At 69.5% G+C, this 16,374-nt stretch carries 12 protein-coding genes and 1 pseudogene; 8 read left to right on the top strand and 5 right to left on the bottom strand.

Annotated features, from left to right (window positions below; genetic code table 11):
- Positions 1–43: 43 nt before the first annotated feature.
- Entirely contained in the window at positions 44–931 is an 888-nt protein-coding gene (locus C4T42_RS26325) for a VOC family protein (RefSeq protein WP_020095883.1), read from the top strand.
- Between the two features lie 248 nt (positions 932–1,179).
- Here C4T42_RS26325 and C4T42_RS26320 read toward each other — a convergent pair whose 3' ends face one another.
- From C4T42_RS26320 to C4T42_RS26305, 3 genes are all read right to left on the bottom strand, one after another.
- A complete protein-coding gene (locus tag C4T42_RS26320; RefSeq protein WP_042673736.1) occupies positions 1,180–1,629 on the bottom strand; it encodes a DUF6691 family protein in 450 nt (149 codons plus the stop codon).
- 3 nt (positions 1,630–1,632) lie between these two features.
- Entirely contained in the window at positions 1,633–2,058 is a 426-nt protein-coding gene (locus C4T42_RS26315; protein WP_020095885.1) for a YeeE/YedE family protein, read from the bottom strand.
- A 315-nt stretch (positions 2,059–2,373) separates the two neighbouring features.
- Positions 2,374–2,697 (bottom strand): metalloregulator ArsR/SmtB family transcription factor, encoded by a 324-nt coding sequence (locus tag C4T42_RS26305; protein ID WP_020095886.1) that lies wholly within the window; start codon positions 2,695–2,697, stop codon positions 2,374–2,376.
- Positions 2,698–3,295: 598 nt separating this feature from the next.
- Here C4T42_RS26305 and C4T42_RS26300 point away from each other — a divergent pair.
- Entirely contained in the window at positions 3,296–9,649 is a 6,354-nt protein-coding gene (locus C4T42_RS26300) for an autotransporter outer membrane beta-barrel domain-containing protein (RefSeq protein ID WP_103986145.1), read from the top strand.
- 185 nt (positions 9,650–9,834) lie between these two features.
- Here C4T42_RS26300 and C4T42_RS26295 read toward each other — a convergent pair whose 3' ends face one another.
- Both C4T42_RS26295 and C4T42_RS32795 read right to left on the bottom strand, forming a co-directional pair.
- Positions 9,835–11,292: an FAD-dependent monooxygenase gene (locus C4T42_RS26295; RefSeq protein ID WP_056524270.1), complete on the bottom strand. Its 1,458-nt coding sequence runs from the start codon at positions 11,290–11,292 to the stop codon at positions 9,835–9,837.
- A gap of 114 nt (positions 11,293–11,406) precedes the next feature.
- A complete protein-coding gene (locus tag C4T42_RS32795) occupies positions 11,407–11,625 on the bottom strand; it encodes a hypothetical protein (protein WP_272481320.1) in 219 nt (72 codons plus the stop codon).
- Between the two features lie 197 nt (positions 11,626–11,822).
- Here C4T42_RS32795 and C4T42_RS26285 point away from each other — a divergent pair, with 197 nt between their 5' ends.
- The 6 genes and pseudogenes from C4T42_RS26285 to C4T42_RS26260 all read left to right on the top strand — a co-directional run.
- Entirely contained in the window at positions 11,823–12,227 is a 405-nt protein-coding gene (locus C4T42_RS26285) for a hypothetical protein (RefSeq protein ID WP_026605351.1), read from the top strand.
- 48 nt (positions 12,228–12,275) lie between these two features.
- Positions 12,276–12,425 (top strand): annotated as a pseudogene (locus C4T42_RS26280) (IS3 family transposase); the annotation flags it as partial.
- A gap of 459 nt (positions 12,426–12,884) precedes the next feature.
- On the top strand, positions 12,885–13,706 hold the full coding sequence (locus tag C4T42_RS26275; protein WP_103986144.1) for a hypothetical protein: 822 nt from the start codon (positions 12,885–12,887) through the stop codon (positions 13,704–13,706).
- Between the two features lie 301 nt (positions 13,707–14,007).
- Complete coding sequence (locus tag C4T42_RS26270) at positions 14,008–14,322, top strand: hypothetical protein (RefSeq protein ID WP_020095892.1); 315 nt, start codon at positions 14,008–14,010, stop codon at positions 14,320–14,322.
- Positions 14,323–14,712: 390 nt separating this feature from the next.
- Positions 14,713–16,032, top strand: a complete 1,320-nt coding sequence (locus C4T42_RS26265; RefSeq protein ID WP_244603284.1) for an ABC transporter ATP-binding protein — start codon at positions 14,713–14,715, stop codon at positions 16,030–16,032.
- A gap of 47 nt (positions 16,033–16,079) precedes the next feature.
- On the top strand, positions 16,080–16,374 hold a 295-nt coding region (locus tag C4T42_RS26260; RefSeq protein WP_146074035.1), incomplete at its 3' end, for a transposase.

The raw sequence follows: 16,374 nt of genomic DNA, 5'->3' as shown, positions 1-16,374 counted from the left end.
GGCGATCCCACCTGCCGGACGGACAGAGATCGGGAGACGAACCATGGCGACACCCGCTTCGAGCCGGCCCCAGGCCGGGCCGGACCGCGTCCTGGCCGAGGCGCCGTACCGGATCGGTGCGGTGACCCTGGCCGTGCGCGACCTCGACGCGCTCACGCGGTTCTACCGGGACATCATCGGGCTCGGCATCCTCTCGGAGACCGAGAGTGCCGTGCATCTCGGGACGGGCGACGCGACGCGCCTCGTCCTGCGCCGTGACCCGAACGCGCGGTCACGGGACCCGCGCGAGGCCGGCCTGTTCCACACGGCGTTCCTGCTGCCCGACCGAAGCGACCTCGGTGCCTGGCTCCTGCACGCGGAGAGGCACGGCATCGCGCTCACGGGCGGCGCCGACCACCTCGTGAGCGAGGCCGTCTACCTCGACGATCCGGAAGGCAACGGCATCGAGATCTACGTCGATCGCCCGGCATCGGCGTGGCCGCGTGCGTCGGACGGTTCGGTCGTGATGCGCAACGAACGGCTCGATCAGGCCGGGATCGTCGGTGCCGCGACGCGTCCCTGGTCGGCGATGCCGGCCGCCGCCTGCGTCGGGCACGTCCATCTCCAGGTGGGCGACCTCGGAGCGGCAGAGCGCTTCTACGCGAACCTGCTCGGCTTCGACGTGATGTGCCGCTATCCGGGAGCCCTGTTCCTCGGCTCCGGCGGCTACCACCATCAGCTGGCCGGCAACGTCTGGAACAGCCGCGGTGCGGCCGTCAGATCCGAGGGGCGGACGGGCCTCGCCGAGGTGGTGCTGCTGGTCGATCGACCGACCCTGGCATCGACGGGAGACCGTCTGCGCGAGGCCGACGCGCCCCTCGGCGCGGACGACGGCGCGCTCGTTGTCCGCGATCCCTGGGGCATGGCTCTGCGGCTCCAGCCCACCGACTGACAGCGCCGCCGACGCTCCGTCGGGCGCGATGCGCGGAGCGCGAGACCCGAAGGCTGGAGCCGCATCGCCGTCGCGGCCGCCACCACCGGAGCGATGCCGGATTCCGGACCCGAGCCGTGCCCGCCGCGCCCGCAGAGCGTCGCCTTGGGGCTGTCGGACCGCGAGCGCAGGGCGACGCCGGCACGCGGACGACATGGCGGGAGCGTCCGATCCCGACGCAGCGAACCCGCTTGCCCGAGCGGTGCGCTTCAGGCGCCGGCTCCCGGCACGGCCTTCGGCTTCGGACGCACCGGCGGCACGAGGCGGAACAGCAGCATGCCGGCGACCATCGCCGCCACGAAGGTCAGGGCCTCGGCCGGGGCCACCGTCAGGATGGTGAGGGCGGGGCCGGGGCAGAGGCCGACCAGGCCCCAGCCGAGGCCGAAGATCGCGGCTCCGGCGATGAGACGCAGGTCGAGGTCGCGCCGGGTCGGGACATCGAACCTGGGCGCGAGCACCGGCCGGCCGCGCCGCAGCGCCAGGCGGTAACCGGCGGCCGAGACCGCGACGGCACCCGCCATGACGAGGGCGAGGCTCGGGTCCCAGCGGCCCGTCACGTCGAGGAAGGCGCGCACCTTGGCCGGGTCGGCCATGCCCGAGACGAGGAGGCCGAGGCCGAACAGGAGGCCGACGGCGAGGGCGGAGACGGTCTTGGCCATGGCTCAGGCTCCGACGAGACGCCGCGCGACGAGGACGGTGAGGATCGCGACGGTCATGAACGTGCCGGTGGCGGCCAGCGAGCGGGGCGAGCCGCGGCCTATGCCGCAGACGCCGTGGCCGCTGGTGCAGCCGGATCCGAGGCGCGCGCCGAAGCCGACCAGCAGGCCCGCGACGACGAGGAGCGGGAACGACGCCCCGATCGTCACCGGCGGCAGGTCGCCCCCGAGACCCCTGTAAGCGACCGGCGCCAGGACGAGGCCCGCCACGAAGGCGGCCCGCCAAGCGGTCCCGCGCGCGGGCGGGACCAGGAGCCTGCCGAGGATGCCGCTGATGCCGGCGACGCGCCCGGTGAGGAGGAGGAGGAGCGACGCGGATGCGCCGATCATCGCTCCGCCGATAAGGGCGCTGACTGCGGTGAAGTCATCCATCTCGATCTGCCCACAGCTCCGGTCCAGGCGAGGCCCGGCTCGGCGGCGGAGAACGCTGTCCCGCGCGATAACATTAGACGGCTCTTATTTAGTGCACCCTAATGTTCTGCGGCAAGCGCTGCGAGCGCCGGAGCGACGCGCCGGCCGGCTTCCCGGAGCGCGCGGGCTTCCTCCGCGATCGCCGCGCGCGACGGGCTGCGGGCTTGCTCTCGCCATCGCCGCGATGGCGTCACGCCGCAGCGGGCCGAGCCTGCGGCTGCGCAACCGGCCGGACCGTTCGGGACTCGCGGTGGAGATCCTGCGTGGCTGACGCGGTCAGGCGAGTTCCGGGCAGAAGATGTCCTTGAGGGTCGCCAGCACGCGGGCGACCCGGGGATCCTCCAGGCGGTAGTGAAGCGTCTGGCTCTCGCGCCGGTACGCGACCAGCCCGTCCTCCCGCAGCTTGGCGAGGTGCTGCGACAGGGCAGACTGGCTGAGTCCGACCGCCTCGGCGAGGCTCGTCACGTCCATCTCGCCGCGGGCGACCAGCAGGCACAGAATGAGCAGGCGCTTCTCGTTGGCGAGGAGACGGAGCAGACGGGCCGCGTCGCCGGCCCTGTCCTGAAGGCGCAGCAGTTCGTTCGGCGTGACGACGTCCATCGGTCCGGATCCGGGCGCTCTCAGGGTCTCTTATTTAGCGGATCCTAATATATCGCGGGCGTCGCCATTTGCCACGCCGGCGCGCGCCTTGCCTCACCGAGCAGCTCGGCGAGCCTGTCCGGTTCCGACGGCCGGCTACGGCGACGAGACCCGGCAGGACGGTCGTCGAGGGACAGCCGTCATTCCTGTTCCGTCTCCGGCCTGTGGCGGTGTGAAACGCGTCCCCCGACGGGGTGGGAAACGCCGACCGTCTGAAATCCACCGCACCTACATTGCTGCACCCGAGACGCGTTCAATTCGCTCCAGGCGCGGCCTCGAATATCTGAGGGCATTTAAACATGGACTCAGATACTAAAAATCGTGAATTCGCCAAGAAATATGGGTTCGGTCGCTGTTAGAAATATCGATCTCGGTCCGCACAATTGCTCCAGAATTGGGAAAAATAGGACCATCATCGGCCCGACAGATCGTTCTAAACGTTTTGTTAACCATGTAAGAGGAATGCATTCAAAACTTCGTGTGGACGATCGCTGGGTGCCCTGAGCCGCGAGGGCCCGGATTTTTTCTTGAGACAGCGGCGCAGAGAGACGCGTTCCTGATGGGTCACCGGCCAGGTCAGCTCTGTGTCCCACGCCGCGACCGGCAGATCCGCGATGGCGGACGGCTCGTCGTCGCGGCCAGCACCGGCCTGGTCCTGGTCCTCGACCTGCCGGCGCGCGCCGCGGAGCGACCTCGGCCCGAGGTGGTGACCGCCACCAGCGGCCGCGATGGTAGAGCCAACGTCATCGCGTCGAATGTCGTCGCGACGGCCGGTGCTGACGGCCCTGACCTGTCCTTGATCAATGTCGATGCCGCGGCCGCCGGCAACGACCTCGCCGCGACGATCCGGACCGGTTCGGTGGGCGGAGCGGGCGGGCGCGGCGACGCGATCGTGGGGCTGGCATCCGTCCCGGGCGCGAGCGGTGGGCGCGGCGGTGCCGTCGCGGTGACGCTCGGAGAGGATGTGAGCGGAGAGGGGGATCAGGTCGGCTACACGACGCGCGCCCGCGTCTCCCAGCTCCAGTTCCGGCCGATCCCGCGGTTCTGGGTCTTCTCCCGGGGTGGGAACGGCGGCGACGCCCAGAAGGATGTCGGCGCCGGCGGCGATGCCGGGCCGGCGACCCTGACCCTGTCGTCCCGCGTCGCGACCGAGGGGCAGGCCTTCCTGGGGGTCCGGGTCAGTGCGGTCGGCGGCGATGCCGGCCGCGGGGGCACCGACGCCGACCAGACCGCCTCCAGACGGGGCGGCGCCGGCGGCGCGGCCGCGCTCACGGTGACACGCTCCGGGCAGGTGACGACCGACGGTGTCGGGGCGACCGCGGTGATTGTTGAGTCCATCGGCGGCGCGGGCTCGATCCGCGGGTCCGGGACCTTCTACAGCAACCCCTTCGTGACGCCGGGCGGCGCGGGCGGCACCGCGCGCCTCGACATGGCCGGGACCATCCGGACCTCCGGCGACTCTGCCCTCGGCGGCCTCGTCCAGAGCATCGGCGGCGACGGCGGGATACAGCCCGATGCCGGCGGCCGGCCCGGTGGCCGGGGCGGTGACGGCGGGACCGTCACGGTGACCCAGAGCGGCACGATCGTCACGGCGGGCGACTACGCCCTCGGCCTCGTCGCGCAATCGGTCGGCGGGCCGGGCGGCAAGGGCGGCGGCGGCGTGTTCGGTGGCGGCGGCGGGGGCGATGCCGCCCCGGGCGGATCGGTGACCCTGACCAACAGCGGGACGGTGACGACGTCCGGCGCCGGGGCGACCGGCCTCGTGGCGCAGAGCATCGGCGGCGGCAGCGCCCTCTCGGCCCTGCCGCTCGCGGCCCTCGACGTGGCGCCCGGGAGCGGCGGCGGGGCCGGAGGCATCTCGCTCTGGTTCGGCCGCGGCGGGGCCGGCGGGACCGGGGGCGCGGGCGGGACCGCGGAGATCGTCAACGCGGGTGGCCGGATCACGACCGAGGGCGACTCGGCCTTCGGGGCGTTGGTGCAGAGCATCGGTGGCAGCGGCGGCAGCGGTGGCGGCGCCTTCCCGGCCGGGGCCTTCTTCGCGGTCGGCCTGGGCGGCAGCGGCGGCGGCGGCGGTGATGGCGGTCTCGCGCGCTTCACCGGCCGGGCCGGCGCGATCGAGACCGGCGGGGCGGGATCGACGGCCGTGCTGGTGCAGAGCATCGGCGGCGGCGGCGGCGCCGGCGGCGACGTCAGGAGCATCGCGGTGGGCGCGGCGCTCTCCGCCTCGTGGGCGATCGGCGGATCCGGTGGCAAGGGGGGCAACGGCGGCGAGGCCCGCATCGAGAGCAGCAGCACCGTGACCACCGCCGGTCTCGGAGCGGACGGCCTGGCCGTCCTCAGCATCGGCGGCGGCGGCGGTGTCGGCGGCCTGGCCAGCGCGACGGCGATCACGACGCCCCTGGCCACGCCGAGCGGGCAGTCGCTGCCGAGCTTCGCCTTCTCCACCGCGATCGGCGGCTCGGGGGGCGACGGCGGCAATGGCGGCCCGGCGGGCGTGATCAATGCCGGCCGGGTCACCACCTACGGCGACGCGGCCGCGGGGTTGCTGGTCCTCAGCGTCGGCGGCGGCGGCGGGATCGGCGGCGATGCCGCCGCCTACGCGCTGGCGGTCGCCCCGCCGGGCCAGATGGCCGTGTCCGCCACCTCCACGCTGGGCGGGACGGGCGGCGGCGGCGGCAATGGCGGCACCGTCACCGCCGCGAATAGCGGCGCGGTGCGCACGTCCGGGGACGGCGCGATCGGCATCCAGGCCCAGAGCATCGGCGGGGGCGGCGGCAATGGCGGGGGCGCGACCGCGACGAGCAACAGCCTGAGCCTCAAGCAGAACGTCACGGTGGCGCGGAGCGTCGGCGGCACCGCGGGCGTCGCCGGGATCGGCGGCGCGGTCACGGTCACGCAGTCCGGCAGCGTCACCACCGGGGGAGCCGGCGCGGTCGGCATCCTCGCGCAGAGCATCGGTGGGGGCGGCGGCAACGGCGGCAACGCCGCGAGCCTCGCGGCCCCCGGCTTCTCCTTCGACAAGACCCTGAACGGCCTCGTCGGAAAGCTTCCGATCGCCGATACCCTCTCGGTGACGGAGACGATCGGCGGCGGGAAGGGCAAGGGCAATGTCGGCGGCGCGGTCACGGTGACGAACCGGGGCGCGATCACGACCGGGGGGTCGGACGCCCACGGCATCGAGGCGCAGAGCATCGGCGGGGGCGGCGGCAACGGCGGCACCGTGTCCGGATCGGCCGTCGGCAAGCTCACCGTCGGCCTGACGCTCGGCGGCCAGGGCGGCAGCGGCGGCAGCGGCGGGGACGTGACCGTCACCAATGCCGCTGGCGGCCTGATCGCGACCAGCGGCGACGGCTCGCACGGGATCGTGGCGCAGAGCGTCGGCGGCGGCGGCGGCATGGGCGGCAGCGTCGCGGCGCGTGACGTTTCCGACCCCGACACCGTCGGAACGATCTGGACGCAGATCAAGAAGACGATCGGTGTCGCCGCCTACCAGGAGTGGGCGAAGGACAAGGAGAACAAGGACGATCTCGATCGATTCCTGAAGGACATCAAGTCCAGCGACACGTACAAGGGCCTGGCGGATCAGCTCAAGAACTCGGATTTCGGCAAGGCGCTCAAGTCCTACAGCGGCAGCGTCTCGAGCTATCTGGACGCGCAGAAGAAGGGCGCCACCAAGCTGCCCGACGTGGCGTTCACCCTGTCGCTCGGCGGGAGCGGCGCGCAGGGCGGGAACGGCGGTCGCGTCTCGGTCGAGAACGGCGGCACCGTCCGGACGATGGGGATCGGCGCGCACGGCATCCTGGCGCAGAGCATCGGCGGCGGCGGCGGCCAGGGTGGCCTCGCCTACGCGGAGGCGACCAACAGGACGACCGTGACGGCGACGCTCGGCGGCACGGGCGGCAGCGGCAACATCGGCGGCACGGCCAAGATCGTGAACACCGGTTCCGTCGCCACCGCGGACGATGCCGCCTACGGCCTCTACGCGCAGAGCATCGGCGGCGGCGGCGGCAACGGCGTCGGCGCAACGGTCGCCGGCAGCCAAGCGAACAAGGGCCTGACGCTCAACCTGACCGTCGGCGGATCGGGAGGGACCGGCGCCCGGGGCGGATCTGTCCAGGTCGATAACCACGGCTCGGTGACCACCGCCGGGGCCGAGGCGCATGCCGTCGTCGCCCAGAGCATCGGCGGCGGTGGCGGAAGCTTCTCGGCGCCCTCCGCCGAGGCCGACACTCCCGCCGCTGCCACCCCCGCCGCTGCGGCGGAGGGGACGGAATCATCCAAGGAGCCGGCCGCGAGCCAGGTTCAGAGCCAGACCAAGAGTGAGGCGAAGAGCGGGACGAAGAGCGACGCGCAGGCGCTGGCGGACGCCCTGCTCGCCGCGCTCGACATCGAGCGGATCGCCCCACCGGAGGATCCGGCCGGCGTCTCCGAGAGATCCGGCAGCCTGACGCTCGGCGGCTCCGGGCGCGTGGCGGGCGACGGTGGCGGCGTGACGATCGTGCAATCCGGCACGGTCGCCACGACGGGCTTCGGGGCGGTGGGCATCCTGGCGCAGAGCATCGGCGGTGGCGGCGGTCTCGCCTCGGTGGCGGCCGGCCCGGGCGGCCACCGCTACACGTTCGGGATCGGCGGCGCGGGCGGCGCCTCGGGGAGCGGCGGCCCGGTCGGGGTGAGCCTGACCGCGGGCGCGCAGGTCTCCACCGTCGGCGACGCGGCGCCGGCGCTGCTGCTGCAGTCGATCGGCGGCGGCGGTGGCTACGGCGGCGCGCACCAGGCGATGGGATACGCGGTGCCCTACGCACTGCGCGACGGGTCCGGCGGCAACGGTGGGACGATCCGGGTGACGCTGGAGGAGGGCAGCGCGATCCGCACGTCGGGCGCCCAGTCCCACGGCCTCCTCGCCCAGAGCCTCGGAGGCGGCGGCGGCCTGCTCCTGGACCTCGCCGGCCCGGCCGCCGGGGCGTCGGGTCAGAGCCGTCTGAACGCGACCGGCAAGGGCGGCGACATCTCCGTCGCGTCGTCCGGATCGATCATCGCGTCGGGCCGCGACGCGAACGCGATCTTCGTCCAGTCCGGCGTCCAACGCACCGACGGGAGCCTCGAACCCGACCCGGAGCGGGGCGGCAGGATCAACCTCCAGGTGAACGGCCTCGTCACGGGCGGCAGCGGCACCGGGGCGGCGATCCGCATCGACGGCGGGCGCTCCACTACGATCGTGATCGGCGGGCGCGCCGTGGTCAGCGCGGCTTCGGGCCGGGCCATCGTCGGCGCGTTCTCCGCCGGCGAGATCAACAATTACGGCACCGTGATCGGCGACGTGGACTTGGCCGCCGGCCAGGCGGGGGGCGTCACCTTCGTCAACGGCGGTTTCCAGAACACGGGTGGGACCTCGGCGATCCTGCGCACCGGACCCGAAGGCGTCATCGCCCTGGGGCCGAACGGCCGCCTGCACAACAGCGCCACCCTCGACATCGGCGGCGTCGGCAAGGTCGCCCGAGCGACGGTGACCGGCAATTTCGAGCAGAGCGCGTACGGGCGGATGCTCGTCGACGTGGCGCCCCTGGCGCCGGAGGGGGCCCTGCGCGCCGATCTCCTCACCGTCACCGGCACCGCGTCACTGAAGGGCCTCGTCGAGCCGCATCTGATCGACGGGCTGCTGCCCGGCCGGTACGCCTTCCTCCGGGCCGGTCAGGTCGTGGAGAGCGGCGCCATGGCTGTCGGCAGCAGCCTCCATTCCGGCGCGGTTCCGATCTCCTGGTCGATCGTCGCGTCGGGCGACACCCTCTCCCTGGTCCCGAGAGCCCGGTTCACGGAGCCGACGGGCGTCACGCTCACGCCGGACCAGCGCAGCGTCGCGCAGGGCCTGCAGGATGCCTGGGACGGCAATACCAGGCAGCTCGGAACGCTCTACGGGCGCTTCCTCTCGGTCGACAGCCAGAAGGCCTACGCCGCTGCCCTCGACGAGTTGAAGCCCGAGTCCAACCAGGACAGCCTGACCGACCGGACGCTCGACACCCGCAAAGGTCTTCAGCGGGCCATGAGCTGTCCGGCCTTCAGCGGCACCGGCACGCTCCTGCGTGAGGGCGAGTGTGTCTGGGGGCGGATCACGAGCGCCCACACGACCCTTTCCGCGACCGCGGAGGACGGCGGCTATCGCCAGACCGCCCTCAGCTACCAGACCGGCCTCCAGACCGAGTTCGCCCCTGACTGGTTCTTCGGTCTGACCGGCGCCTACACCCGCGCCATCCAGAGCGATCCCGACCGGATCACCGGGACGACCAGCGATGCCGGCGATGTCTCGGCGGCGCTCAAGCACCAGATCGGCCCCTGGTTGCTCGCGGCATCGGCCAATCTCGGATATTCCTGGGCCGAGAACAGGCGCCTGATCGACTTCGGCGGCGCCACGGCCACGGCGCGCAGCAAGTCCGGGATCCTCTCGGCGGGCGGGCGGCTGCGGGCAAGCTACCAAGTCCTGTTCGGCGATTGGTATCTCAAGCCCTACGCGGATCTGGATCTGCTCTACAGCTACAGTCCCGCCTATTCAGAGACCGAGGCCCCCGGCTTCAACCTCGACATGCGACCGGTCGCCAAGACGCTGGTGGCGTTCAGCCCGATGCTGGAGATCGGCGGCCGGATCGACCTCGATGCGGGGCGCTGGATCCGGCCTTACGGTATCCTCGGCGTGACGCTCCTCTCGGACGACCATTTCACCGGCAGGGCGAGCTTCCAGGGGACCGGCGCTCTCGGCCTGTTCGCTACGGAATCGTCGATCCCCGATCGCCTCGGCGAGATGGGGCTGGGCTTTCAGATCAGCCTCGGTGGCGGCATCGAGGTGACCGGCGAGTATCAGGGTCAAGTCGGCGATCACTTCCTCTCGCATGCGGGGACTGCTCGGATGCAGCTGCGCTTCTGAGCGCGACGTGGAGCATTCCAGGGACGTCGCGTGGGCGGAGGTGACGAAGCGGGCGTGACGGACAGGCCGGTGTGACCTGACCGACTGGCTCTGGACCGGGCTGATTGAGAGGATCGGCCAGGACCGAAGGAGTCGGGCATGCGGCGAGGTCAGAAGACGAGCGCGGAGCAGGTGGTGCTCGGACCTTACGCGAGGGCTCGCAGATACTGCTCGGCGGTCTCCCACGCGCCGTCCCTCGCAGCCAGACCGATATAGCCGTCGGGTCGGACAACGATGAGGTCGGAACCGCTCGGCAGCGACCGACGCGTCGGTTCGAGCAGGCCGGGGAAGCGCTCGATCAGTTCAGCCCCACGCGTCGCGTCCGCCGCATAGAGGACGAAGCGCGGCTCGCTGCCGGCGCCCGGGGGCGGTCCCGCGTAGGCAGCAGGCTCCCAACGCGCTCCGGCGCCGTGTCCGAGGGAGAGCGGGCTGTCGGCATAGGCGATCTCGATCTCGCTCAGCTGCGTCGCCATCCGGTCGCGGACGACATGGAGGCCGAGCAGGAAGCGCAGCGCGAGGTTGCGCGCCGTCTGCGCCGCCGGGTTCGACAGCGTCGCCATGTCGGTCAGCCGGGTCGCGTTGCGCAGGACCAGCTCCCCGACCGCGCTGCGCTCTGGGCTGTAGCTGTCGAGCAGGGACGCGCTCGCTTGACCGCGCACCACCATCGCCAGCTTCCAGGCGAGGTTCACCGCGTCCTGCATACCGGTGTTCATCCCCTGTCCGCCTGCGGGACTGTGGATGTGCGCCGCATCGCCGGCGAGAAAGGCGCGCCCGCGCCGGTAATCCGCGACCTTGCGCTCGTTGATGCGGAAGTGCGTCAACCAGACCGGGTCAGACACGCGGAAGCCGCCGCCGGCGCGCTGATCGACGAGGGCTTGCACGTCGTCGAGGGTGGGCTCCGGCCGCGGGTGCGCCGCATCCGCCTTGCCCACCGTCGCGATGACGCGCGCCCGACCGCCCGGGATCGGGAAGACGACGAAGGGGCCGTCACGGTGCAGGTAGGTCGCGATCTCGTCCGCCGGCGGTGCTGCGGGCCCCTCGAGGCGCACGTCGGCGAGCAGCCAGTCGTCCCCCTGCGCCGAGCCGGAGAACGGGATGCCGAGTTTGTGCCGGACCGTGCTGTGAGCACCGTCGCAGCCGATCAGCCACGGCGTCCTCACCGTCTCCTCGCGCCCGTCGGCGTGTCGCACGTGCGCGTCGATGCCGTCGGCCGTCTCGGCGAAGTCGACCAGCTCGACCTGACGCTCGATCTCGACGCCGAAGGCGCCCAGCTGCGCGGTGAGAAGGCGCTCCGTCTCGCATTGTGGGATCATCAAGGCGAAGTTGTACGCGCTCGCCACGCCTTCCAGGCGCGGGCTGCCGAGCACCTTGCCGCCGCTGCGGATCGAGGCACCGGGAGCGCGCAGTCCCGCATCCAGGAAGGCTCGCGTGCAACCCATGCGATCCATGAGTTCGAGGGTGCGCGACCAGACCACGAGGGCCTTCGAGGTCTCCGTGGCGTGCGGGGCGCGGTCGATCAGGCGCACTCCGACGCCGTAGCGGGCCAGCTCCGCCGCCATGGTCAGACCGACCGGCCCCGCGCCGACGATGAGAATGTCCGTCATGGACCCGCCTCCCGCGCCACGTGGCTCGCTCGGTCGCGTATCCTGAGGCGGTACCACCTCAGTCTCGAATTCGCCCAGCGGAGAGACCCGACCCTAAAGGGCGCCGTCCGGTGGTCAAGGCTCGCCGCACTCGCTCGGTGCCCGCACGCCGGCGGAGCGGTCACCGATCCGGTCGAGGGCCGCCGGCGCAGCGTCCTTGGCCATCGACAGATGTCCCACGCCAGGCACGCGGTCGAACGCGACCCGGCTGCCGGCTCGGCACAGCCGCGCGCGATACTCCTCGGTCACCCGCGGCGGCACGCGGTTGTCCGTGCTGCCCTGCGCCAGGAAGATCGGGATGCGCGGCGGAGCAAAATCAGGAGCCGCGTGAGAGCTGGAGAGCCGCGCCTTCGTGCGGCCTGAACGGCATCCGGCCTGTGCTGCACGTCACGGCAATCTCTGGAAGATCGCCTACAATCCTACACAGTTCGGCGGGCCGACGTAAACGCGGATCTGCTAGACGCCACCGTGCATGCAGAAGGTGTGGGATAGTGAAGACGTTGCTCGCAGCCGCCATACTTCTCGGATCGACGGTCGGCGCGATGGCGGTCGAGTCGTACGGGGATTACCGTGACTATTTCGATGCGAAGCCCGTGACCGCGAAGCGCGCGCCGCGCAGCGCTTCCCAGAAGAAGGCTCCCATCGACATCACCACGGACTTGAGCGCGGTGCGACGCCGCGCCGATGGCGACCACCGTGAGATGTACCGCTACGAGACTGGGTCGAGGCTGATCGCTGACATGAGGCCTCGCAACTGGGACGGCGGGCATGTTCCCGTGCAGCCGCACAGTTGGTCGCCGGATGGCTTCTGGAGCCCCATGGTACAGTCACACGAGGGGCGCGAGCGGCCCGACCAGTCATTCGAGGGGCGGGGACGGCCCGAGCGATTCCGGTGATGCTGCGTCCTGTAGGGCGCGATGGACGCTGCGGCGTGAGATCTTGAGCGCTCGTTCGAGGCGGTCGAGTACGCCACCCTCGAATGGGTCGACTGGTTCAACCACCGGCGGCCGCTCCAACCGATCGGCACGCTGCCTCCGCCGAGACGGAAACCCGCCGCTTCTGCCGAAGCCGAGGTCCGAGCCTTGGCCGCCTGACCCGAACCGGACAGGCTCCGGGAAAGCCGCCGCGGTTTACTGCGGGTGACGGCGCAGGCCCGCAAAACCATAGACCTCGATGGGCTTGTCCAGCGGACTAGCTCATCGCCGTGGCGTGACGACGCCTGTTATGCGGCGTACAAGAACAAAGGCGCTTGCGCTGAGCGGACTCGGGTTTGTCCGACGGGTCTGCGACGATTGCCGAAGTCAGAGCGGGAACGCTGGTGGCTTGCGGCAACGAACAAACCTAACTTTTGACTACCATACAGGGCCGAGTTCCTGCTGAACCATAGCTGGTGACATCGCCTATTCGCGGACGTGCGACAAGGTCGTCGGATGAAATCCTTATCCCGTCTCTTTGTGGCCGCATCACTGGTCGGATGTTACAGCATTGGGTGCGCGCGAGGGCATGCTCCGGGACTGGGTGACGCACGTGGGGCCATCGTGCGTCCCGCGGCCATGAAGCTGTTTGACGCCGAGCCCGTCTTTCCTCGGGTCCCGGCGATCATGCCAAGTCCGTGGATGCCCCTCGAGGTTGGGCGGACCATGGGGGCGATCTGCAAGCCCCACGACGCGGGCGGAGGGACCTCGTTCCTCGGGCTTCATTTCGACGATTACTGCTTCGGCCCGGCTCCTGAGCATGTGGCACACGCTGTCTTGGCCCTCCCTGTCCGAGCGTTCGACCTCGAACGTGACACGCGCCGTGAGGATCTGCGCAAAGCTTTTTATCTGGCGGCTCCCGGCTTCGGGCGCCGTCCTGACTTCACGCTGGGGGCCGGCGCGTTCATGGTCCGCAGCTTCGAGGGAGCGGACCCCCGAGACACCGTGTACCTGATCTGGCCCGTACGATGCGACGAGGGTGAGGCGGGGTTGGATTGCCGCAACGGCATGGGTCGGAAGGCTTTTCGGTTCGCTGCCGACGGCGCCTTGCGGGATGTCAGTGCGGACGTGCTGCCGGCGGATCCGGTCCTGAGCTTCGACGACCGCGTGCGTCAGACGAAGTACGGCGGCAGCGTCCTGTTTCTGCTCGACGACAAGCTGCCTTATGCGCCCACCATGCGCTGGATCATGGAATTCGATCCTGACTTGCCACCACTCGAGAAGGACGATCCGAAGGCCGCGGGCCCTTGGGCCCACTTCGGCTTCGTCCACTGGACCGGTTCTCGTTTCGAGCTCGTCGATCGAATTGCCCGATCGCAATGGCCGTGTCGGAAGCTCAATGACGCCCCGGCCTGCTCGACGTATCCCGACGGCTTCGAGGATCCCTTTGTCATCCCGTGAGCGGAACTCTCGAAGTGGAGGGTGGGGCGGTGCCATCGCCGGAGCATTTGCTGCTCAGGATCGACGGTCCGCCTCTCGATCCAGGTGACGCTCGTCCTCTGTTCGCTCTCTCAGGGAGACGGTGATCGTCCCGACACTTTTGAATAGGGGCGCATCGTGGCTCTGTCGGGCGACCGTTGGCACGCGACAGAGGAGGTCGAACAGGCAGCGATGGAAGGACATCGGCGAAGGCGCACGCCCGCATGGCGTGCTCAATGTGGCCGGTTGCACCCTCGACGCGGCCAACACCGGAGACACACCGTTGACCAGCCGTCCCAAGATCAGCTCCGTTCCGATCGTCCCCAGTGAGGTCGAAGGTACTCTCGAAGCTCCCGTCATCTACTTCGAAGCCACATCGACGCATGGCGTCGGAGGAGGCGTCGGTCGCCTCGCTCTCGAGATGATGCTCTCCGAGCCCAGCGCGGACGGCACCCCGATCAGTCGGCGAAAGATAGTCGTACACCTGCGCGGCCCGCTGGGCGCGTTCATAAGTCTGAAAGCCGCGATTGAACACATCGAGGAAATGGCCGCCGGCCCGCTCACGGCGGACATCGCGGAAGATGGGAAACCCAATTGAATCGCGTGCAGATCTGCGTCAAGCGGTGCTCTCGTACTCAGGTCCTATTGGTTCATTCCGGTTTTCCGTAAAATAGAACTTGTATTGATGCTTGGATCGGAGCAGGTCGAATTTCCGGATTGCGTGAGGGATAATCGATTGGCATGGCAGTATGTGATGTATCCCGCGCTGGACATGCAGCGTGTTGATATCGGATATTCGTTCGTCATCCGGTCATAGGGCAGAACAGGGCAAATATTCGGGATAGTTGGCTTCTTGCCCGTCCTCTCCCGGACGGCGGATGCATCGCGGCGGACAGATCCAGTCGCGGATTGCCGCGAAAAATCTTGCATTCCTCAAGCTTGCGAGGGATTCGAAAATCGCCCTCAGGATTTTCCCTGGCAATTTCGAATGATATCGATTCTGAACGCGTTGCTGCGAGCCTACTGGCGTGACGCCCGCCTGACGACCATCGCGGTGATCTCGGCCAGTTTGCTCGGTGCATTGGCCTCGATCTCGGCTCCGTACCTTTTCTCACGCGCCGTCGACGATCTGGCCCGCGGACAAGTGCGGTCCGACGCGCTCCCGCTCCTCATGTCCTACGCGTTCCTGTTCGGATGCGCGAAAGCTCTGGGCATTGGATCACGGTTCCTGATCGTGCTTTGCGCGGAGCGTCTATCGTTCATTGCAAATACGGCCTTCTTTGCGCGCCTCCTACACAAGACGCCAGCCTTCTTCCTGGAGCACAACGCCGCGGAGATCGGGACTGCCCGTCAGCAGGGAACCCAGACGCTGAACCTCATCACCCAGCTCGGGCTCGGAGGCTTGCTCCCTGGATGCGTCCAGATCGCCTTCAGCGTCCTAGTCCTCGGCAACCTCGTCAGCTGGGACATAGCCCTGATCATATTCATCTACGGCGTGGTCGTGATCGCGCTCGACTACACGCGTATCGGCAAAGTCAAACCCGCTCTCAATGAGGCGATGAATCAAAGTCAGGCCAATGCGCGCTTGGTCGGCAACGCCATCGCCGTCATCGACACCCTGCGCCAGACACGCGGCGAACGATGGATCACCGAGCGCTTTACTGCCAGCGCGGGTGATGCCTTCGCGAATTTGCGGCGCTACGCGCTGGTGAGCAGCGCCTTCTGTGGGCTTCTGGGCATCGCTGCAGCCTTGCAGTTGACGGTCACGTTCCTGATCCTCGTCCCCCGGTTCGAGGGCGGCCTGATCTCGATCGGCGGCATCGTGCTCTTCAACACGTTGCTGATCCAGTTGAATGAGCCGTTCCACATGGTCGGCATGGCCATCAAGGAGTCGGTCGAAGCAGCGGCCCGCTTCCGGCCCTTAGCGATGATGTGGAGAGCACCGGAAGAACTCGAGCCCGCCGATCCGCTGCCCTACCGGCCGTGCCTCGGCATCGTCGCTTTCGAGAACGTCAGCTTTCGCTACGCCAATGGTCGTGGCGTTGCCGACCTCTCCTTCGTCGCTCGCCGCGGCACGCCGACCTTCCTTACGGGTGAGACCGGTGCAGGCAAATCAACCGTCGTTCGCCTGCTGTTGAAGGGGTTGCAACCGAGCGGCGGCCACATCTTCGCCGACGGAACCGACCTGACTCGCATCGCGAGCGATGATTGGTTCAACCATGTCGGCGTCGTGCCGCAAGAGGTGACACTGCTCAACGATACGCTGTCGGCCAACATCGTGCTGGGCCGTCCGTTCGACGCGGAGTGAATCGCCCCGGGATTTTCGGAGGCTCCAACTCTTGAGAGACTGGAGCCATGACGAAGCATACCCCACCCTTTTCCCCTGAGGTTCGCGAGCGGGCAGTCCGGCTGGCCCGGGAGCATGAGAGCGAGCACGGTTCGCAATGGGCCGCGATCCAGTCGATCGCGGCCAAAATCGGTTGCTCTGGCGAAACGCTGCGCAAGTGGGTCCGTCAGGCCGAGCGCGACCGGGGCGTGCGGGCCGGACCGACGACGGATGAGCGCGAGCGGATCAAGGCGCTGGAGCGGGAGAACCGCGAGCTCCGGCAGGCCAACGAGATCCTCAGGAAGGCGAGCGCGTATTTTGCCC

Origin of the sequence: Methylobacterium sp. 190mf (assembly GCF_900107945.1) — a bacterium.
Classification (GTDB): Bacteria; Pseudomonadota; Alphaproteobacteria; order Rhizobiales; family Beijerinckiaceae; genus Methylobacterium.
The sequence above is the reverse complement of the archived record's forward strand: the minus strand, read 5'-3'. Positions and strand labels throughout refer to the sequence as shown.